Raw genomic sequence first — 19,972 nt, 5'->3', positions numbered from 1 at the left:
CACCACTATCCATCCGCTCTCCGCGATCCCCTATTCGCTTCGGTCGTAGGAGAACTGGATCCCCGCCGTGCCGCCCGTTTCGATGAACAGGTTCATGAAGGCGGGCACTGTTTCCTTGCGCGACCAGTCGCGTTGCAATTCACAGAAGAGTTGCGGCACGCTGATCATCTTGCCGCCCGCCTGCTCTATGCGGTGCAGGCCCGCCTCGTGCGCGGCGACGACATAGACCTCATAGCCCGCCTCCAGCGCGTCGATGGCCGGAAACGTGAGGCACGCCTCGGTCCACAGTGCCGTCATGATCAGTTTCTTTCGACCGGTTTCCTCGACCGCGCGCCGGAATTCCACGTCTTCCCAGGAGATGATCGTCGTGCGATCGTAGGTCGGGTATCGTTCCAACGCCTTGCGCACTTGCGGAATTGGCGGCTTGTTCAGGCCGGTTTTGACATTGACCGTCGAGTGCACGATCGGCAGCCCGTACACGACAGCCGCCTTGGCAGCGCCGACGACGTTGTTGACCAGAAGTTGACGGTCCATTGAGGCGATGGAGTTCACCTGGACCGGCTGGTAATCGATAAGATGAAGGCTGAATTCTTTGGTGTCAGAAGGTGATCGGTGCTCGGATCGCGGATAGGTTCACTGACCATGACTTCCTCCCTTGGGTATGCGGTGGATGTCTGTTGGATACGCGGGGGCTTGACTTGGAGCATTCCGCCACGGGCGATGGCCGTATAGCTCTTGGATATTACGCTGCCTTCTTGTTCTCGAATGCATTGCTCCGGTCGCATTTCGCCCGCGGACTTGAATAGGCGGTCGCGTTTGTTCTCATGCGTGCGGTGTTTGCAACCGGGCGCAACCGGTTTGCACGGCCTGGCTGAAAATTGTTCCGTAAATGTTCTTGTTCCATTCCATTTTCTATGACAGATTGTGATGACGTCGGGTGAGGCGATCGGCGGCAGACTGTTTGGGGGACGGTCATGGTGGCACGGGTCAGTACGGTGGCGTTTCAGGGCATTGACGGCGTTCCCGTCGAGGTCCAGGTGATGGTGGCGCCCGGCAGGGTCGGCATGCAGATCGTCGGGCTCCCTGACAAGGCCGTCGCCGAGAGCCGGGAACGAGTCCAGGCCGCGCTGCACGCATCGGGTCTCGCCTTGCCCGCCAAGCGGGTCACCGTCAACCTGGCGCCGGCAGACCTGCCCAAGGAGGGAAGCCATTTCGATCTTCCGATCGCGCTCGGCCTGATGGCGGCGCTCGGCGCCATTCCGGCCGACGCTCTGGAAGGTTACGTCGTCATCGGCGAACTCAACCTCGACGGTACGATCGCGGCAATCGCCGGCGCTCTGCCGGCGGCCATCGGCGCCAATGCGCTCGGCAAAGGCCTGATTTGTCCAGCCGACAGCGGTGCCGAGGCGGCCTGGGCCGGCGCGGAGATCGACATTCTGGCGCCCCGCAGCCTGATTGCGCTCGCCAATCATTTTCGCGGCACCCAGGTGCTCAGCCGGCCTGAGCCCGCCATTCGCGCCGCACCCGCCAACCTGCCGGATCTTGCCGACATCAAGGGACAGGAGAGCGCGAAGCGCGCGTTGGAGGTGGCTGCGGCCGGTGGACACAACCTCCTGATGGTCGGGCCGCCCGGCTCCGGCAAGTCGATGCTGGCCGCCCGCCTGCCGTCGATCCTGCCGCCGCTCGCACCGGCCGAACTGCTCGAAGTCTCGATGATCCATTCGATCGCAGGCCAACTCGCTGGCGGCAAGCTGTCCGATCGCCGCCCCTATCGGGCGCCGCATCATTCGGCGACGATGGCCGCACTTGTCGGCGGCGGCTTGCGCGCCCGGCCCGGAGAGGCGTCACTCGCCCACCACGGCGTTCTCTTCCTCGACGAGTTCCCGGAGTTCTCGCCGCAGGTGCTTGATGCGCTGCGTCAGCCGCTCGAAACCGGCGAATGCGTGATTGCCCGTGCCAATCATCGCGTCAGCTATCCGGCGGCGATCCAGCTAGTCGCGGCCATGAACCCCTGCCGGTGTGGCATGGCGGGTGAGCCGGGTCAGGTCTGCGCGCGCGGGCCGCGCTGCATGGCGGATTACCAGGGTCGCATCTCCGGTCCGCTGATGGACCGCATCGATATCCGCATCGACGTGCCGGCCGTATCGGCGAGCGATCTCATCCGCCCGATGCAGGCAGAATCGAGCGCGACGGTGGCGGCTCGCGTCGCGCGTGCCCGCGAGGTCCAGCGCGATCGTTTCGTGGCCCTTGGCAGCGCGGAGGTTTCCATCAATGCGCGTGCTTCGACCGCGCTGATCGAGCGCATCGCGGAGCCGGACCCCGGCGGCCTGCAGCTCTTGCGGGATGCTGCGGAGAAGATGCGGTTTTCTGCCCGCGGCTACCATCGCGTGCTCAAGGTCGCCCGCACCCTGGCCGACCTCGACGGAAAGGATAGTGTCGGCCGCATCCATCTTGCCGAGGCGATCTCCTATCGTATCGCCGGCGAACGGCTGACGGCCGCCGCCTGAGGCCAGTTTTGACGCCGGGACGCGGCCGTCGCAGGCGGGTCACGACAGGCTAGGCCCGCAGCCACGACGGGGCTGGTATGAAGGCAGACTTGCGCGCGTTCTCGGAAGGCATTGTCCGGACGGATTGTGTTGCCGGCTTGAGAGCACCTTCGGGAACCGCGCCGCTTTCAGGCAACGATTGGCACACAATGCCCGACACACAGTAATCAGCACACAACGGTCGCGCCGACCGCAATGACAATGGCGGTACGTGCATGGCTGCGACCGCGCAATGGCCAGCAGGGCACACCGACGGTGTGCCCTGCAATCGTTCGTCGCTTGCTGAAGCGATCAGCCGCCAAGGCCCTCGAACAAAGCGGTCGAGAGATAGCGCTCGGCAAAGGAGGGAATGATGACGACGATGGTCTTGCCTTCGTTCTCCGGCCGTTTGCCGACCTTGATGGCGGCGGCGAGTGCTGCACCGGCGGAGATGCCGACCGGCACGCCCTCGAGCCTTGCCACCAGGCGGGCGTTCTCGAACGCCTCGTCGTTGGCCACGGTGACGACTTCGTCATAGATCTTGGTGTCCAGTATCGCCGGTGCAAAGCCTGCACCAATCCCCTGGATCTTGTGCGGGCCGGGATTTCCGCCGGACAGAACGGGGCTGTCCGCAGGCTCGACGGCCACCACCTTGACGCTCGGCTTCTTCGCCTTCAGCACCTGTCCGGCGCCGGTGATCGTGCCGCCTGTGCCGATGCCGGAGACGAGAATGTCGACCTGACCCTCGGTGTCGTTCCAGATTTCTTCCGCTGTCGTCTTGCGGTGAATCTCCGGATTGGCCGGGTTCTCGAACTGGTGGGGGATGATCGCGTCGGGAACCGTCGCCGCCAGTTCCTCGGCCTTGGCGATCGCGCCCTTCATGCCTTTCGACCCTTCCGTCAGCACGAGCTCCGCGCCGAGCAGCGCCACCATCTTGCGCCGCTCCACCGACATGGTTTCCGGCATGGTCAGGATCAGCCGGTAGCCCTTGGCCGCTGCGGCGAAGGCGAGGGCGATGCCGGTGTTGCCGGAGGTCGGCTCGATCAGCGTCGATTTTCCGGGGGTGATCTTACCCTGCGCCTCGAGCGCTTCGATCATCGCCACCCCGATACGGTCCTTGACCGAAGCGATCGGGTTGAAGAATTCGAGCTTTGCCAGAAGGTTCGCCTTCACGCCCTTTTCCTTGGCCAGCTTGTCGAGCCGCACGATCGGAGTGTCGCCGATCGTCTCGATGATCGAGGCGTAGACGCGGCCACGGCCGGGTTTGCGGGGTTCAGACATATTCGGCTCCCTTTCAATCTTCGAATGTTGTGCGGAGAATAGGTTCTAAGACGTGCGGAAGCCAGTGCCGCATCATCCACGGATTGTCCGCGAATTGAAAAAATCGCATTCCAATGCGGTTGAAGACGGATCTTTATTTCACGCTGCGCGGGTTGCGATGTAGGCTGCGGTGCTTGCCAGTATGCCTGCCGCCACGCGGTTGAGGCTCCGAAGGGCGCTCGGCCGCTTCAGAAGCGTCCGGGCGCGCGATGCCAGCGCCATGTAGGGAATGAGCACCACCAGGAGCACGATGAAGGTCGCGCCGAGCAGCAAGCCGTAGTCTTCGAGACCGATCGCGCCGAGGTCGATCAGCGTTGGCACCAGCGCCACGTAGAAGAGCATCGTCTTGGGATTGCCGGCCGTTACAAGCAGTCCGGACAAAAACGACATGGCCATGCTGGAGGAGCGGCGGGCCTCGATCTCCTGCGGCACCAGGCCCGTGGTCCAAAGCTTCCAGGCGATGTAGCAGAGATAAAGCGCGCCGGCGATCTTGATCGCCATGAAGGCCGTTGTGAAGGTCTGGGCAATGAAGGCCAGGCCAAGGATGACGGCCGTCAGGTAGATCATGTCGCCGAGGATCAGGCCGAGTCCCATGAAGAAGGTTTCGCGGAAGCCGGAGCCGAGCGCACGCGCGACGATGGCGGTGATGCCCGGACCCGGGATCACCGCAGCGATGAAGAGCGCGCCGCTGTAGGCAAGCAAGGCTGCAAGTGTCATGAGATACCTCGCTTTCGCGCGATCTCTACGCCTGTACGAACGCGCATTCAAGCCGGTCGCCGAGACGCGCGGTTGACGATCGGGCGCGCCGCTCTAGCTTCTCCATCGCCACCGCAAGCACGGCTTTGCCGGGATAGGCAGAGCTTCGTCGCGCCGATCGACGTCTTTTACCCGTCCTCAAAAGGAGGAACCGCATGTCGCCGACCTCAGCCGAAAAACGCAGGCTCGCGCCCCTGAAGACGCCTTCGGGCCTCGCTTCGAACGCGATCACCGACATTTCGCACGCGCTGACGGCGCTTCTCGCCGATATATTCGCGCTTTACCTTAAGACCAAGAATTTCCACTGGCACGTGTCTGGTCCGCATTTTCGCGACTATCACCTGCTGCTGGACGAACAGGCCGAGCAAATCTTCGCGACGACCGATGACATCGCCGAGCGTGCCCGCAAGATCGGCGGCACGACGCTGCGCTCGATCGGTCACGCCGCGCGCCTCCAGCGGATCCCGGACAACGATGCCGACTACGTCACCCCGGAAGACATGCTGGCCGAACTTCTGGAGGACAACAAGCACCTCGTTTCGCTTTTGCGCGAGACGCATGGTCTGTGCGACGAGCACGGCGACGTTGCGACCGCGAGCCTGCTCGAGAACTGGATCGATGAGGCCGAGCGCCGCACCTGGTTCCTGTTCGAAACGACGCGGCAGGCCAAGTAGCACGACCGTTCGTGGGTCAATGCAAGGTGCGCCGTAGGCAGGCGCAGCCGCTCTCCACCTAACTGGCGTTCCGCCGCAGCACGCGCGCCGGCGACCAGCCGAGATTCATGCCCATCGCCGCAATCAGGATCACGGCCGCGCCGGCAACCTGCATCGGCTGCAGGGCATGGCCGAAGGCCACGCGGTCGACGAGGATCGCTGCCACGGGGTAGATGAAGGAAAGTGCGCCGGTCAGATGAGTCGGCAGCTTCTGGATCGCCCCGTAGAGCAGCACATACATCAGTCCCGTGTGGACGATGCCGAGCGTTGCAAGGCTCGACCAGGCGGCAGGGGACGACGGCAGCGCCGAAAAATCGGCAGACGGCAACAGCATCACGACGCCGGTGGCGACCTGGATCAGGGCGATCAGGTGTGGCGGCGTGCCCTTCAGCCCCTTGGCGGCGATGGCGGCCAGCGCGTAGAAGAAGGCGGCACCGAGCGAATACGCGATCCCCAGAGCGTAGTCGGCGCCGACGAAATCGCCAGCCGGCTTGGCCTGGACGATGGCCACCATTCCGGCAAAGGACAACGCCAGCCAGGACAGTTTGGCCGCCGTGATCTGCTCCCTGAAGAACGGCGCGCCGAGCGCCAGCAGCATGAACGGCTGGGTATTGTAGACGGTGGTGGCAATCGAGATCGAAGCCAGCGGATAGGCGGCGAACAGCAGCAGCCAGTTAGCGACGATCGCGACGCCGCCAAGGACGGCAAGGGCAAACCGTCGCCGCGTGAGCAGACCGGGGCGCAACAACCCGAGGACCCCGCAAATGGCAGCAAGGGCGACCGTGCCGATCGCGCAGCGCCAGAACACCACGTTCAGCGTCGGCTGGCCGGAGACCAGCACGAACCAGCCGATCGTTCCGGAAATCAGCATGGCCGCGGTCATTTCGACCGAGCCGGTGCGAATTGTCTTGTCCATGGGGCCGTGTCTCCTTCAATGTGATGTGCGAAGAATAGGAGTCGCGGTATCAGATCTCCATGGAGTTTATTAGGGTATATGCTATCATCGCTTCATAATCTTAGGCGTTTTGAGCGGATTTATGATTATGGATGATACAGACAGGCGAATTCTGTTGCTTCTGGCGGAGAACGCCCGGTTGTCGTTGAAGGAGTTGGCCGCAGCGACGGAGCTGTCGTCCCCGAGTGTGGCCGAGCGGCTGCGCAAGCTGGAGGATCGCGGGGTCATCGACGCCTTCACCATCGACGTCAATCCACAGCATTTCGGCTATTCGCTGCAGGCGATCGTGCGGGTACGCCCGCTGCCCGGCCAGTTGCATATCGTCGAGCGCCTGATCCAGGAGATGCCGCAATGCGTCGAGTGCGATAAGGTCACCGGCGACGACTGTTTCATTGTCCGGCTCTACCTGCGCTCGATGGAGGAGCTCGACACGTTGCTCGACGGCATCGCCGAACGGGCGCAGACGAACACTTCGCTGGTGAAGGCCACGCCCGTCAGGCGGCGGCTGCCGGGACTGTTGCCGTAGCCACGGCCTCGGGGGGCCGTGGCGATCAGAACTCGGCCATTGGCGATAGCCGGCCGGGTCCTGATGGCATGGGTCCGGCCTTGCTGCGGAGCATGAACCGCAGTTCACCCTCTTCGGCCACCGCCTCGCCCTGCCAGTCGAGCCTGTCGGGCGGAAACGCCACGTCGACCTTTGCCGGTCGGATGCCGAGCGCCTGCAGGATCGCCGTCAGTGCAGGGAGCTGCGCGGCGACGACGTCGAGCAGTTCGAAGGTGCCATCTTCCCGATCGCGCCAGGCGACGATCGCATGTTGCTCCGGCAAGTGGCTTAGCTTTAGTCCGTCGAGCATCGCGGCGTTCAGCAGGAACATGGTGGACTGCTGCGTGACGGCAAAGCGCTGTGAAACCGCTACGCGATCCGCCAGAAGACGCCGAGCCAGCGCGAGGTCATCCGCATGGCCGAGGTTGATCGTCCGCGCCGATGGCGGTTCGTCTGGAATTTGCGGTGCCGGGCCGAAAAAGCGGTGCTCCTGCACGATCGCAAATCCATAGGGCTCATAGAGGGCCGGCTTGTCGGTGTAGAGCGCAACTGCCTCGAAACCGTGTGCATCGCAGCGTTCGAGGGTGCGGCGAATGAGGTCCCTGAACAACCCGCGGCCGCGATACTCCGTCCGCACGGCGCCGGACTGCAGGCCGGCCGCCTTCACCATCCGCCCGTCGATCATGAGCGGCATGGAAAATGCGGTGAAGTTGGCGATACACCGTCCGCCCGCATCGAAATAGGCCGACGGCATGCTGCTGGGGTCTGGACCGCCCAGCTGGTCGAGCGGGTCAAGATCGATGCCGAACACGTCATCGAGCAGATCCTTAAGGGCTGCCCATCCGGCGGGGTCGGCCAAAAAGTCCTCGCGATAGATCAAGCCGGTGCGGTCGTTCATTGCACGCCGGTCGAGCCGAAGCCGCCGGCGCCGCGGCCGGTCTCACCGGCCATGTCGGCCTCCCGCACCGCCACCTGCACCACCGGCGCGATTACCATCTGGGCGATGCGCATGCCGCGTTCGACGACGAACTTCTCGTCGCCCAGATTGATCAGTAGCACCTGGACCTCGCCGCGATAATCGTTGTCGATGGTGCCGGGCGTGTTGAGGCAGGTGATGCCGTGCTTGAAGGCCAGCCCGGAGCGTGGCCGAACCTGCCCTTCGTACCCCGCGGGGATTTCGAAGACGAAGCCGGTCGGCACCAATACCCGCTTGCCCGGACGGATCACCAGGCGGTCGCCCTCGCTGATCGCTGCCCGCAGGTCCATCCCCGCCGCGCCGGCGGATTCATAGGCCGGCAGGTCGAGGCCGTCGCCATGCGGCAGGCGGACAAGATTGAGGGTCGGAATGGCGGTCGCTTTGGTCATGGTCATGAATGCATAAACCGTCCGCGGGTTTCCTCCGTCAATTTGCAAATCGACGAGGAAACCAGTAGAAGGCGCGCGATCAACAGGAAATTCAGAGAGCATGGCCGAAAGTCTCGCCGAGGCGGTCTCCCGCCGCCGCACATTCGCTATTATTGCGCATCCGGATGCCGGTAAAACGACCCTCACAGAAAAGCTGCTCTTGTTCGGTGGCGCGATCCAGCTTGCCGGCGAGGTCAAGGCGAAGAAGGACCGCATCCAGACCCGTTCGGACTGGATGAAGATCGAGCGCGAGCGCGGCATCTCGGTCGTCACCTCGGTGATGACCTTCGAGTACGAGGGCAATGTCTTCAACATCCTCGACACGCCCGGCCACGAGGACTTCGCCGACGACACCTACCGCACTCTGACGGCGGTCGACGCGGCCGTCATGGTCATCGACGCCGCCAAGGGCATCGAGCCGCGGACCTTGAAGCTGTTCGAGGTGTGCCGCATGCGCGACATCCCGATCATCACCTTCATCAACAAGATGGACCGCGAGAGCCGCGACGTCTTCGAGATCCTCGACGAGGTGGAGGAGAAGCTGGCGCTCGACTGCGCGCCCGTCACCTGGCCGATCGGCCGCTCGAAGACCTTCTGCGGATCCTATCATCTAGCCACCAACGAAGTGCGCGGTGCGGACACGCAGGAACGCCTCACCAAGGTCAACGACCCGGAAATGGCGTCGCATCGCCTGCCCGAGAACGAGCGCGAAGCCTTCATCGAAGAACTGACGCTGGCGATCGAGGCCTGCAAGCCCTTCGACAAGAAGGCCTTCCTCGAAGGCCACCTGACGCCGGTCTTCTTCGGCTCGGCTCTGCGCAATTTCGGCGTGCGCGATCTTATCAACGCGCTCGGCGCCTATGCGCCGCCGCCGCGCGACCAGGTGGCGGACACCCGCACCGTGCATGCGGCGGAAGACAAGATGACGGCCTTCGTCTTCAAGATCCAGGCGAACATGGACCCGAACCACCGCGACCGCATCGCCTTTGCCCGCGTCTGCTCCGGCAAGCTGGAACGCGGCATGAAGGCGCGGCTTGCGCGCACCGGCAAGCAACTCGGGCTTTCCGCGCCGCAGTTCTTCTTCGCCTCGCAGCGGCAACTGGCGGATACGGCCTATGCCGGCGACGTGGTCGGCATTCCGAACCACGGCACGTTGCGCATCGGCGACACGCTAACCGAAGGCGAGGCGCTCGTCTTCGAGGGCGTTCCGAACTTCTCGCCGGAAATCCTGCGCCGCGTGCGGCTCGAGGACGCGATGAAGGCAAAGAAGCTGAAGGAAGCGCTGCACCAGATGGCGGAAGAAGGCGTCGTTCAGCTCTTCTCGCCGGAGGACGGTTCGCCGGCGATCGTCGGCGTCGTCGGTGCGCTGCAGCTCGACGTCTTGAAGGAGCGTCTGCAGCAGGAATACGGGCTGCCGGTTTCCTTCGAGATGTCGCGCTTCTCGGTGTGCCGCTGGATCTCCGCCGACAATCCGGCCGACCTGGAAAAGTTCGTCACCGTGCGCCGCGGCGATATCGCCCGCGACCTCGACGGCGATCCGGTGTTCCTGGCGCAGGACGCGTTCTCGCTGCGCTACGAGCATGAGCGTTATCCGGCGATCAAGATGGCCGCGATCAAGGAATACCACGTCGCCAAGGCGGCGTGAGTCTAGGGTTACTGAAGCACCCTGACGATGACCCAGACGCCGGCGCCGACGAGAAGCGCGCCGGCGATCCGCCCGATCCGGTCGCCGCGGGGCAAGAGCTTTTCCGCCAGGACGAAGAACGCGATCGCGGCGATCCAGAGGATGTTCATCACTCCGCCGACGAACAAGAGCAGCATCAGCGGCCAGCAGCAGCCGACGCAATAGGCGCCATGGCGCACGCCCATGGCAAAGGCTCCTGCCGCGTCGCGCCGGAAGCCGCCGGTCGCCTGCAGGAAAGCGACCGGAGCCCGGCATTTCGAAAGGCAGGCGTACTTCAGCGGGGTCCACTGGTAGGCGCCGGCGATGATCAGCAACACTCCGTCGAGGACGGTGCTGCGGCTTTCCATCATCGGTGTCAGCAGAAGTGAGCGCTCCAGCAGCCACTGGCCGAACGTGGCGGCGAGCGAGAACAGGAGCCAGACCGCGAGATAGCCGGCGGCGAAGATGCCGGTCGCAGCGAACGGCGTGCCCTGCGCCTCAGCATGCCGCCCGACCCGTGCATAGAGAAGGACCATCGGCGCGGCGGACGGCAGCATCATGCCGACCATCATCACGAACCACATGGTGAACACGAGCGCGGCGTCGCCGGGGCTCCAGGCGAACCGGCTTGCCACCGTCGCTGCCATGCCGGGCATGTCCATCCCCGGCATATCCGGCATCGCCTCCATCCCGGACATGCCTACCATGCCATCCACCGGTATGCTGCCGTCACTCATCGAAGGTGCCAGGGAGAAAAGGTAGAGCCACGCAAGCGCCGTGATCGCTGCAAGGCATAGAGCAACGATGGTGCGGTCTCGCTTGAGGATCGCGTCGAGTGCTGAAACCGCCATGGCCGCACCGGGTCAGTGGACGACACCAGTTTCGGTCATATGGAGGCGGGCGAAATGGGCGTGGCTGTCGGCTAACGACAGCGTCAGCGGTCCCTTGATTTCCGCCCAGCCGCGGCCGACTTCGCAGATGTCATACTCGAACCCCTGCGGTAGGTTGACGCGGACACGGTGTTCGTCACCGGTTACCGGGTTGCGGATCGGCTCGCCCCGCGCGTCGATCCACCCCGGAACGCCGATCCGCGCCGTCCGCTTGTCCACGTCGACGTCGAAGTCGATCTGCGCGAAGACCGGGTCGTGCACCGTGTCGAAGGTCGTGGCAAAGACGGCGAAAAAGGTGGCGCCAGGTTCGGTGTCCTGACCGCTCATGATGCGCAGCAGGGCGTCACGCTGTTCCGGCGTGGCGCGCTCGTCGATGATCGGCACGCACTGGCCATGGCCCTCGTGGATCGCGCCCGGCCAGGACGCGATCATTGCGATGCGCAGCCCGTCGAGGCTGGTATTCCCATGAAAACCGCTTTCGATGTCGATCGCCCCGGCGGCTTGGCAATTGCCGTTTGAGGGAAGGTCGTTGAACTGGCAGGGACAACTATAGTCGCAATTGCACTGAATGAATTCACGCCCCTGGAGTTTCCATTTGACGCTCGCCATGACGCCCTCCAATGCCTGGGAATGTGAATTTTAGGGGATACTGATTAAATACCTGCGGCTTCTGCTTGTCCAGCAATTGAGTTGTAAGAGACGGCCGCACAGCCTGCGGCCTGAGCGCGTTGCCAAACGCCCTGGGGGCGCAAGGATCACACCAACTTCAAGCGTCGATACGCTCGCGTTCAGGCACTAATCCTTTTGCTGCTTGGGAAAATGCCGCAGGTCCTCAACCCACGGCAATGCCGAGCTGCACCAGATCTGCATCGTCGGCACCAGTGCCCGACGCTGGTTGATCGTGCCGACGCGGATTGTGACCTCATCCGGAGGATCGCCTTCTCCGGTCCGATAACACGGCGAGCCGCAGCGGGGGCAGAAATACTGCAGGCTTCTGTTGCCGCTTTCGCCGATCTTCACGTAGATGGAGGGCTCGCCGCTCGTCAGGCGGAAATCCTCGTGTGCGGCCACCGTGCTGACGCGATAGGCAGAGCCGGTGAGTCTCTGGCAGTCGCTGCAATGGCAGATCGACACCATTTCGGGCTCGATCTCCGCCTCGTAGGTGATGTAGCCGCAGTGGCATTGGCCGTCGATTTCCATCCCATCCTCCCGCCAAGCATGGGGAGGAGGATAGGTCGAAGGGCCATCAGTTCAATGCGTGGGCCTGAGGAAGTACGCCGTTCGCACCTTGCGCATGCTTGTCGGCATTGCTCGCGCCTCCGACGCTGCCCTGCGCCAAGCCATTGACTGGCGTGCCGTCAATCGTCGATCCTCACCGTTCTGGCGCCGACATGAAGCTTTCGTCCGGCGCCCCAGCCGAAGATGCCAGCGCCGACGCCGAGAAGCACGAAGAGAACCGCGCTGGCTTGGAAGCTTCCGGTCCAACTGTGAATGAGGCCGACGATCAGCGGGCCGATGGCAGCAAGCAGGTAGCCCACGCACTGCGCCATGCCGGAGAGATGCGCGGCGACATGCGCATCGGGCGAGCGAAGCACGATCGCCGTCATTGCGACGGCAATCAATCCGCCCTGGCCGACGCCTTGCAGCGCGGCCCAGAACCACGCGCTCGACAGCGGGGCAAAAAGCAGGCCCAGCAGGGCGATCACGGCGATGGCGCAAAGCGCCACGTGGATCAGCCGCTGGTCCTTGCCTCGGACGGCGATCTGCGGTGCGACGATGCAGGCTGCGGACTGGACCATGACGGACATCGAGACGATTGCGCCGGCGGTCACGCCGTCGAGCCCGCGCTCCCGCAAGATTGGCACTAGCCAGCCGAAAACGCAGTAGGCGAGGGCGGACTGCAAGCCCATGAAAAGGGTGACCTGCCAGGCCAGGCGGTCACGCCACAAGCCCTCGACACGAAAGCCGGTGCGCCGTCCGGCCCGGTCGACGGACAACGCCTGGGGAAGCCAGATCAGGCCGACGATGACGGCGGGGGCGGCCCAGATCGCCAACGCCGCATTCAGCGAGCCTCCGAACGCCTGCGCGACGGGGATGGAAAGGCCGGCGGCGGCGGCGGCGCCGCCACACAGGGCCATCGTGTACAGGCCGGTCATCGAGGCCGTGCGGTCGGCGAAATCGCGTTTCACCAGGCCGGGCAGAAGGACGTTGCCAACGGCAATGCAGGCGCCGGCGAGCGCCGTTCCAAGGAAAAGGAGGGGGATCGAGGATAGGCCGCGCAGGGCGGTGCCCAGCGCCAGCAGCAAGAGAACCGCGAGCAGCGTGCGCTCGCTGCCGATCCTCTGCGCGAGGCGTGCTGCGATCGGCGAGAACAGGCCGAGGCAGACAACCGGCAAGGTGGTCAGCAGGCTCACGCCGAGTGGGGAAAGCTGCAGCGTGCTGCGGATCTCCGGCAGAAGTGCCGAGGCGCTGGAAAAGACCGGCCGCAGGTTGAATGCGATCAGCACGAGACTGGCCCCGAGAATGACGCGGGAAAGGCCGTTGCCCCGTGCTGGCGGCGCAGGCGGCGGAACGCTGTCCGCCTCCGCGTCGATCAGTTGGCGGTCGATATCGTCCACGGTGGTGTCCGCGTCCTTGAGATGTAGGTTCATGATTTCGCCATTTGATCGAGAGCGGCAGTTATGGGGTGCATGAAGCGTCGCACGGCGGCATCTGCCTTTTCGGGCTCGCCGGTTTCTATGGCGTCGACGATGTCGGCATGGGCCTGCATGTCGGGTTCGGGCAGGTCGTCGCCCAGCGTGGCCTCGATCGTTTCCGCGATCGATTGCGAGAAGAATTCGTAGATCTCGACCATCGCCCGGTTGCCCGAAGCAGCGATCACCGCCTTGTGGAAGGCAAGATCACGTTCGATGAACCCCGCGCGATCCGTGCCGTCGAAGTTGCCGCGGCGGGCGAGAAGCGTCCGAAGCCTCGCGATAATCTCGGGCGTCTGCCGGAGAGCCACAAGGCGGGCTGCTTCCACGTCGAGGGCCAGGCGTGCTTCGAACTGGTCGCGCAGGCTTGCGCTTCGCGCCACATTCATACGGGGTGCGGGATCGACGGTCGTGAGCACATAGGTGCCAGAGCCCTGGCGTGTTTCGAGGTAGCCCTGCGCGGCAAGGGCGCGGACAGCCTCGCGCACCGTTCCGCGGCTTACCGCCAGCATGGCCGACAACGAGGCCTCGTTCGGCAGTCGGTCGCCGACGCGCCATTGCTTGGCGACGATCTCCTTGCGGATCGCCGCGGCTGCGGTTTCCGCCAAGTTGCTTCGGTGCACCGTTTCCATAGCACATTCATCAAGTCATCAGATGACTCGATGAATAGAGATGCTGCGCGGATCGGTCAATTGCCCACCAAAGAGAAAAGGGCCGCGTGCGACCCTTTTCGTTTGGGTTGTAACCGGGCCTGCCGTTGCTCCACTCAAGACATGGCAACGCAGGAACGCGGCAGTCCAGTCAATGCGCGGGCTTGATGAAGGTGCCGTTTTGCAGCTCGCGCATCGCCTGCTGCAATTCCTCCCGCGTGTTCATCACGATCGGTCCGTGCCAGGCGACCGGCTCCTGGATCGGCTTGCCGGTGACAAGCAGGAAGCGGATGCCCTTTTCGCCGGCCTGGACCGTCACGTGGTCGCCGGTGTCGAAGACGACCAGCGTGCGGTTTCCGGAGAGGTCGCGGATGTTCAGCTCCTCGCCCTGGTACTCCTTCTCGACCTTGACGCCGAACGGCTTCGAGGCGTCGCGGAAAGTGCCGGAGCCGGCGAAGATGTAAGCGAAGGCCGACCGATAGGTGTCGATCGGAATCGTCTTCTTCTGGCCCGGCGCAACCGAGACGTCGAGATAGACCGGCTCGGCCGCGATGCCGTCGACCGGACCCTTCCTGCCCCAGAAGTCGCCGCTGATGATGCGCACCGCCGTACCGTCATCGTCGACGACCACCGGAATGTCGGCGGACTTGATGTCCTGGTAGCGCGGCGCGGTCATCTTCAGCGACGACGGCAGGTTGGCCCAGAGCTGGAAGCCGTGCATGCGCCCGGCGAAATCGCCCTTCGGCATCTCCTGGTGCAGGATGCCGCTGCCGGCGGTCATCCACTGCACGTCGCCGGCGCCCATGGTGCCTTGGTTGCCCAGGCTGTCGCCATGCTCGACGGTGCCGGCGAGCACATAGGTGATCGTCTCGATGCCGCGATGGGGATGCCAGGGGAAGCCGCGGATGTAGTCGTTGGGATCGTCGTTGCGGAAGTCATCCATCATCAGGAAGGGGTCGGTCATCGACGGGTCACCGAAGCCGAAGACGCGATGGAGCTTGACGCCGGCGCCTTCCATGGCGGGACGGGCGATGCTCTCGTGCTTGACGGGGCGTATGGACATGCAAGGGGTCCTTTCAATGGTTCATCACTTGCAGGCGAATATAGTGCGGCTCGGACGGGTAAGAAATTGTGGACGACTGAAACGCAGTGTTCACCGAACGCCCCTCTCGCAGGGCGCGGAAATGGCGACGGAACCGGTCCAGAATGGCGCATATGGTTTCCGGCCCGTTTACTTTCGTTAACGCATTTTTACCTTTTTTCGGTGATTCTGCTCCGAGCACCGGGTCAATGCGTTCGTCCACCTTTCGGCCGGAAGGCCGGCAGAAAGCGAGTGAAGCCAATGTGCCGATGGGCAGCCTATCGCGGTAAACCGCTTTATCTCGAGGAACTCGTCTCCTCGCCGGCCCATTCGCTGATCGAGCAGTCCCATTGCGCGACCCGGGCGAAGACGGCGACGAACGGCGACGGTTTCGGGATTGCCTGGTATGGCGAGCGGCCGGAGCCGGGGCGCTACCGCGACATCCTGCCGGCCTGGTCGGACTGCAACCTGAAGAGCATCGCCCGGCAGATCCGCTCGCCGCTGTTTCTCGCCCATGTGCGCGCGGCAACCGGCGGCGGCACGCGGCGCGACAACTGCCATCCCTTCGTCCACGGCGTCTGGTCGTTCATGCACAACGGCCAGATCGCCGATTTCGAGCACCTGCGCCGGCCGATGGAGTCGATGCTCGACAACGACCTCTATGCCGCCCGCACCGGCGCGACCGACTCGGAGCTGCTGTTTTTGCTCGCCATGCAGTTCGGCCTCGAACGCGACCCGCTCGCCGCCATGGCCGAGACGATCGGCCTGGTCGAGCGGCTGGCGGCGCAGCTTGATCGCAAGGTCCTCGTCCGCTTCACCGCCGCCTTCTCCGACGGGCGCACCCTTTATGCCGTGCGATACGCAACCGATTTCCGCGCCCCGACGCTGTATGCCGCGCCGATGGACCGGACGGGCGGCTACTGTCTCGTCTCCGAGCCGCTCAACGACGACACCGATGCCTGGGTTGAAATCCCCGACGGCAGCGCCGTCGTGCTTGGCGAGGACGGGATCGACGTGCAACTCTTCGCGCCTGACAGCCGCGCCGGCCCGGCCGAACTCGCCGTTGTCGGCTGACGCATCGCGCCGGGCGGCGATCCGTAGCCGATGGGGCGGTGCGTCACGGCAGGGAGGCGAGCCTTTCGGCAATCAGCGCCGCCAGGCGCGTGGCGACCTCGGTCTTGGAAAGGTCGGGCCAGGCGTCGATGCCGTCCTTGGATACGATCCTGACGCTGTTGCGGCTGCCGCCCATGATGCCGGTTTCCGGTGAAACATCATTGGCGACGATCAGGTCGGCGCCCTTGCGTTTCAGTTTTTCGCGCGCGTTCGCCTCCACGTCCTGTGTCTCGGCGGCAAAGCCGACGACCAGCTTCGGGCGCTGGGCGTGGTGGCCGACCGTCTTCAGGATGTCGGGGTTCTCGGCGAGCTGCAGCGGCGGCGGGGCCTCGCCCGGCTTCTTCTTGATCTTCTGCGCGCCAGCCGCAGCGACGCGCCAGTCGGCGACGGCCGCCACCATCACGGCGATGTCGGCTGGAAGCGCTGCGACGACCGCCTCCAGCATCTCCTCGGCCCGCTCGACATGCACCGTCGTGACACCGGCGGGGTCCGCGATCTCGACCGGACCGGAAACGAGGGTGACATCCGCGCCAAGTTTCGCGAGCGCGGCCGCGATCGCGTGGCCCTGCCGGCCGGAGGAGCGGTTGGCGATGTAGCGCACCGGGTCGATCGGCTCGTGCGTGGGGCCGGAGGTGACGATCGCCTTCTTGCCGGCAAGCGGCTTCGGGCCGCCGTCCAGCTGCGCCTCGATGGCGGCAACGATCTCCAGCGGTTCGGCCATGCGGCCGAGCCCTGCCTCGCCGCCCTCGGCCATCTCGCCGGCATTCGGCCCGACGAAGCGGATGCCGTCGCCGGCAAGCGTCTCGGCGTTGCGCAACGTGGCGGGATGCGTCCACATCTTCGGGTTCATCGCCGGCGCGATCAGCACCGGGCGGTCGGTCGCCAGAAGCACGGTCGAGGCGAGGTCGTCGGCCAGGCCGTTCGCCATCTTCGCCATCAGGTCGGCCGTGGCCGGCGCCACGACGACGAGGTCGCAATCGCGCGCCAGCCGGATATGGCCTACGTCCTGCTCGTCCTCGCGGGAAAACAGCTCGGCGAAGACATGGCCGGCGGAAAGCGCACCGACGGCGAGCGGCGTCACGAACTGCTGCGCGCCAGCCGTCATGACCGGCACCACTGTCGCGCCGCGCTCGCGCAGCCTGCGGATCAGGTCGAGGCTCTTGTAGGCGGCGATGCCGCCCGAGATGATCAGAAGAATGCGCTTGTCCTTCAAGGTCATGAGCCGGTTCCATCCATGGCGATCAGGCCCCGCCGCCGGGCGGGGGTAGCGAGGTTCCTAGCGCATAACCGCACAAACAGGAACGGATTTCCACCATGTCCCGGATCGGGTCATCGGGCGGCGCTGCATCGCAAGGCAGGCGGGTCAAGGCAAAGCGCTTCGCCATCAGCTGCCCTCGTCGGGAATGTTCAGCAGGTAGCCGCAGGCCTTGCAATGAACCGCATCGGCATCATGGCGGCGCAGCCCGCATTGCGGGCATGGGAAGGTGACCTTGGGCGGGCGCACGATCGTCTGCGCCAGGCGGACGAACAGCGAGATGCCGATGATCATCGTGGCGATCGATGTCAACTTGCCGAGCGGGCCTGGCAGGGTGATGTCGCCGAAGCCGGTGGTCGTCACGGTGGCGACGGTGAAGTACAGCGCATCGATGAAGCCGCTGACATGTTCGCCATAGAAGAAGGTCGAGTAGACGAAGCCGGTGATGATGAACAGGAAGATCAGGAAGTTGAGGCAGGCCTGGATCGTGTCCTCGTACTCGCTATAGCCCCGTCGCCTCAGCATCAGCGAGAACAGCCGGCTCTTGCTGATCGCCCAGATGCGCAGCGCCCGCAGGAAGGCGAAGTTGGCGAGTTGGTTGGGAAAGAGCAGCGTGGCGAGGATGAAGAGGTCGACCCAGGTCATCGGCCGGCCGAGCCAGTAGCGCAAGCTCGGCGCCACCAGCATTCGCGCGACCAGCTCGAGCGCGATGATGACGGTGACGACGTAGTCGACCAGCAGATAGGCGTTGCCGGCGCGCAGGTACGGACCCATCAGGAAGAAGACGATGATGGCGAGGTCGACCATCATCATGACGAACTGGAACGCAAGCGCGCGGGGGTGGCTGCCGTAGTAGAGACTGCGCAGATGACGACGAAGTGCTGCCATCAACGGCACGGCCGCCTCGTCAATGTTCCGTCGCTCAGCCATGCAGCCAATCTAGCCGTCGCCGTATCCCGGTCAAGCGGGCCCGCCGGGATGCGCGGGTCTCCGTAACCTCGCTCCGGATGTCGTTGGATCCGATTACCCGGGCCTGCGGCCCCCGGCGCTCCCTGCATCGAGGGCCTGAGCGCAATGCGTCTCGACCTCAGAGGATGAAGTCCGACTTGCTCATCGCCAGGCTCAAGTCGAGCATGATGGAGATATCGGCCTTTCCATCGCCGTTGACGTCGCCATAGATAAAGGTGTCGCCGTTCTTATTTTCGTAGCGCAGCTCACCGGCGGTCTTCGTGAATTTCTTGGTCCCGATGAAATCGAAAGCCTGGTTGCCGGCGCCCTTGGTGCTGGCGTCGATCACGGAAAGATCGATCTTGTCCTTCTGGGACCTGCTGAAGTCGTAGATCGTGTCCCGACCGGAAGACGATACCGTCGAATCCTTGACGGACTTGAAGACGAATGTGTCTGCGCCGGCGCCCCCGTAGAGCTTGTCGGCGCCGAGGCCTCCTTCGATCCGGTCGTTTCCAGCGCCGCCCTTGAGAACATTGTTGCCGCTGTTGCCTACTAGCGTGTCGCTGCCCTGGCCGCCGGTGGCATTCTCGAAGTTCCGGATCAGGAAGTTACCGTAGCCGGACTTGACGGTGTAAGCACCGTTGAGGTTGACCGCCACTTTCGAGGAGAAGGCGGAGAAGTCGACCGTATCGAAATCCTTGTGCGACGGACTGGAAATCTGAGAGCCGCCGTCAATCACAACCGTCATGGTCTTGTCGGCAAGGCGGCTGAGCCTGATCGTGTCGGAATCGCGCCCGAGGCTGACGTAGCTGGCGCCGCCGCTGCCCAGCACGACCGTATCGTTACCCCGGTCTGCGTCGATCGTGCCGACCCAACCCGCACCCGTCCGGATGGTGTCGTTTCCGTGGCCGGCAAGCAGACTGTCCACATCTCCGGCGACCGCGATATTGTCTTGGCCCGTTCCGGCGAAGATGATGCCCGCACCGCCAGTTCCAACGGTAACGGTGTTATTGCCGCCACCGACGTTGATGGTTTCGACAAAGCCGCTTCTGGTGACCACGGTGTCATTGCCCTCTGCGAGATGCAGGGCTCCGACGAATGTCGCGCCGACGGTAATCTTGTCGATCCCGGAACTGCCGGTGATGACGCCCACATGCGCCTTGTTGAGAGTGACCGTATTGCCGCCCGCGTTGCTCAGGGCGATGTGCTCGATGTGCCTGTCCCCACCGGTGGTGGCGTCATTGATGACGGCCCGTGCGTTGCCGGCAACGCGCAGGAGCGCGATGCCCCAATCGGAACCGTCAAGGGTAAACGTTGCGGTGCTTGCATTCGCGTTCAGTGGGATCCAGACGTCGGCGATAAGGAGATGGCCGTCAGCACTCCAGGAATAGGCATCCGCCCCGATCGAAAAGCTCGAAGAGCCATTCAGTTCTATTTCCACGTTCGATGAAATCTGCCCCAT

20 protein-coding genes and 1 pseudogene are annotated in these 19,972 nt (G+C 64.2%); 5 read left to right on the top strand and 16 right to left on the bottom strand.

The features are described from left to right. Positions 1 to 30 precede the first annotated feature (30 nt). A pseudogene (locus J2Y48_RS01700) lies at positions 31 to 644 on the bottom strand (isochorismatase family protein). A 330-nt stretch (positions 645 to 974) separates the two neighbouring features. Between J2Y48_RS01700 and J2Y48_RS01695 the strand changes: the two are divergent. Then, positions 975 to 2,507 (top strand): YifB family Mg chelatase-like AAA ATPase, encoded by a 1,533-nt coding sequence (locus J2Y48_RS01695; RefSeq protein WP_310411742.1) that lies wholly within the window; start codon positions 975 to 977, stop codon positions 2,505 to 2,507. A gap of 330 nt (positions 2,508 to 2,837) precedes the next feature. Here J2Y48_RS01695 and cysK read toward each other — a convergent pair whose 3' ends face one another. Beyond that, complete coding sequence (cysK, locus tag J2Y48_RS01690) at positions 2,838 to 3,806, bottom strand: cysteine synthase A (RefSeq protein WP_310411740.1); 969 nt, start codon at positions 3,804 to 3,806, stop codon at positions 2,838 to 2,840. A 138-nt stretch (positions 3,807 to 3,944) separates the two neighbouring features. Further along, entirely contained in the window at positions 3,945 to 4,562 is a 618-nt protein-coding gene (locus J2Y48_RS01685) for a LysE family translocator (RefSeq protein WP_310411736.1), read from the bottom strand. A gap of 194 nt (positions 4,563 to 4,756) precedes the next feature. Here J2Y48_RS01685 and J2Y48_RS01680 point away from each other — a divergent pair, with 194 nt between their 5' ends. Next, entirely contained in the window at positions 4,757 to 5,275 is a 519-nt protein-coding gene (locus J2Y48_RS01680) for a DNA starvation/stationary phase protection protein (protein ID WP_310411733.1), read from the top strand. Positions 5,276 to 5,333: 58 nt separating this feature from the next. Here J2Y48_RS01680 and J2Y48_RS01675 read toward each other — a convergent pair whose 3' ends face one another. After that, positions 5,334 to 6,230: a DMT family transporter gene (locus J2Y48_RS01675; protein WP_310411730.1), complete on the bottom strand. Its 897-nt coding sequence runs from the start codon at positions 6,228 to 6,230 to the stop codon at positions 5,334 to 5,336. A gap of 124 nt (positions 6,231 to 6,354) precedes the next feature. On the opposite strand from J2Y48_RS01675, the gene J2Y48_RS01670 reads away from it, so the two are divergent. Beyond that, a complete protein-coding gene (locus J2Y48_RS01670) occupies positions 6,355 to 6,795 on the top strand; it encodes an Lrp/AsnC family transcriptional regulator (RefSeq protein ID WP_310412695.1) in 441 nt (146 codons plus the stop codon). A 25-nt stretch (positions 6,796 to 6,820) separates the two neighbouring features. Here the strand turns inward: J2Y48_RS01670 and J2Y48_RS01665 are convergent, their stop codons facing one another. Continuing rightward, on the bottom strand, positions 6,821 to 7,711 hold the full coding sequence (locus tag J2Y48_RS01665) for a GNAT family N-acetyltransferase (RefSeq protein ID WP_310411727.1): 891 nt from the start codon (positions 7,709 to 7,711) through the stop codon (positions 6,821 to 6,823). Further along, positions 7,708 to 8,184, bottom strand: coding sequence for a dUTP diphosphatase (dut, locus tag J2Y48_RS01660; protein WP_310411724.1), 477 nt, complete (start codon positions 8,182 to 8,184; stop codon positions 7,708 to 7,710). Before dut ends, J2Y48_RS01665 begins: the two co-directional genes overlap by 4 nt. A 94-nt stretch (positions 8,185 to 8,278) precedes the next feature. Here dut and J2Y48_RS01655 point away from each other — a divergent pair, with 94 nt between their 5' ends. Continuing rightward, positions 8,279 to 9,862: a peptide chain release factor 3 gene (locus J2Y48_RS01655; RefSeq protein WP_310411721.1), complete on the top strand. Its 1,584-nt coding sequence runs from the start codon at positions 8,279 to 8,281 to the stop codon at positions 9,860 to 9,862. A gap of 8 nt (positions 9,863 to 9,870) precedes the next feature. Here J2Y48_RS01655 and J2Y48_RS01650 read toward each other — a convergent pair whose 3' ends face one another. The 7 genes from J2Y48_RS01650 to J2Y48_RS01620 all read right to left on the bottom strand — a co-directional run bounded on the left by J2Y48_RS01650 (position 9,871) and on the right by J2Y48_RS01620 (position 15,417). Further along, positions 9,871 to 10,731 carry a DUF2182 domain-containing protein gene (locus tag J2Y48_RS01650; RefSeq protein WP_310411718.1) on the bottom strand — a complete coding sequence of 287 codons (861 nt, stop codon included), beginning with the start codon at positions 10,729 to 10,731 and terminating at the stop codon, positions 9,871 to 9,873. Positions 10,732 to 10,743: 12 nt separating this feature from the next. Continuing rightward, positions 10,744 to 11,379 carry a DUF1326 domain-containing protein gene (locus J2Y48_RS01645; RefSeq protein WP_310411715.1) on the bottom strand — a complete coding sequence of 212 codons (636 nt, stop codon included), beginning with the start codon at positions 11,377 to 11,379 and terminating at the stop codon, positions 10,744 to 10,746. 186 nt (positions 11,380 to 11,565) lie between these two features. Then, positions 11,566 to 11,970, bottom strand: coding sequence for a GFA family protein (locus J2Y48_RS01640; protein ID WP_310411711.1), 405 nt, complete (start codon positions 11,968 to 11,970; stop codon positions 11,566 to 11,568). A gap of 158 nt (positions 11,971 to 12,128) precedes the next feature. Next, entirely contained in the window at positions 12,129 to 13,421 is a 1,293-nt protein-coding gene (locus tag J2Y48_RS01635) for an MFS transporter (RefSeq protein ID WP_310411708.1), read from the bottom strand. Then, positions 13,418 to 14,095, bottom strand: a complete 678-nt coding sequence (locus J2Y48_RS01630; protein WP_310411705.1) for a FadR/GntR family transcriptional regulator — start codon at positions 14,093 to 14,095, stop codon at positions 13,418 to 13,420. Before J2Y48_RS01630 ends, J2Y48_RS01635 begins: the two co-directional genes overlap by 4 nt. Before the next feature lie 169 nt (positions 14,096 to 14,264). Next, on the bottom strand, positions 14,265 to 15,176 hold the full coding sequence (locus J2Y48_RS01625) for a pirin family protein (protein ID WP_310411702.1): 912 nt from the start codon (positions 15,174 to 15,176) through the stop codon (positions 14,265 to 14,267). Between the two features lie 13 nt (positions 15,177 to 15,189). Then, positions 15,190 to 15,417: a hypothetical protein gene (locus J2Y48_RS01620; protein WP_310411697.1), complete on the bottom strand. Its 228-nt coding sequence runs from the start codon at positions 15,415 to 15,417 to the stop codon at positions 15,190 to 15,192. A 38-nt stretch (positions 15,418 to 15,455) separates the two neighbouring features. Here J2Y48_RS01620 and J2Y48_RS01615 point away from each other — a divergent pair, with 38 nt between their 5' ends. Beyond that, positions 15,456 to 16,268, top strand: coding sequence for a class II glutamine amidotransferase (locus tag J2Y48_RS01615; protein ID WP_310411694.1), 813 nt, complete (start codon positions 15,456 to 15,458; stop codon positions 16,266 to 16,268). 43 nt (positions 16,269 to 16,311) lie between these two features. Here J2Y48_RS01615 and coaBC read toward each other — a convergent pair whose 3' ends face one another. From coaBC to J2Y48_RS01600, 3 genes are all read right to left on the bottom strand, one after another. Continuing rightward, the gene (gene coaBC / locus J2Y48_RS01610) at positions 16,312 to 17,526 is read right to left on the bottom strand and encodes a bifunctional phosphopantothenoylcysteine decarboxylase/phosphopantothenate--cysteine ligase CoaBC (RefSeq protein WP_310411691.1); all 1,215 of its coding nucleotides are present in this window, start codon (positions 17,524 to 17,526) and stop codon (positions 16,312 to 16,314) included. Between the two features lie 165 nt (positions 17,527 to 17,691). Continuing rightward, on the bottom strand, positions 17,692 to 18,492 hold the full coding sequence (locus J2Y48_RS01605) for a potassium channel family protein (RefSeq protein ID WP_405030141.1): 801 nt from the start codon (positions 18,490 to 18,492) through the stop codon (positions 17,692 to 17,694). 157 nt (positions 18,493 to 18,649) lie between these two features. Further along, on the bottom strand, positions 18,650 to 19,972 hold the full coding sequence (locus J2Y48_RS01600) for a calcium-binding protein (RefSeq protein ID WP_310411688.1): 1,323 nt from the start codon (positions 19,970 to 19,972) through the stop codon (positions 18,650 to 18,652).

Source organism: Mycoplana sp. BE70 (assembly GCF_031455855.1).
Taxonomy (GTDB): domain Bacteria; phylum Pseudomonadota; class Alphaproteobacteria; order Rhizobiales; family Rhizobiaceae; genus Mycoplana.
The sequence above is the reverse complement of the archived record's forward strand: the minus strand, read 5'-3'. Positions and strand labels throughout refer to the sequence as shown.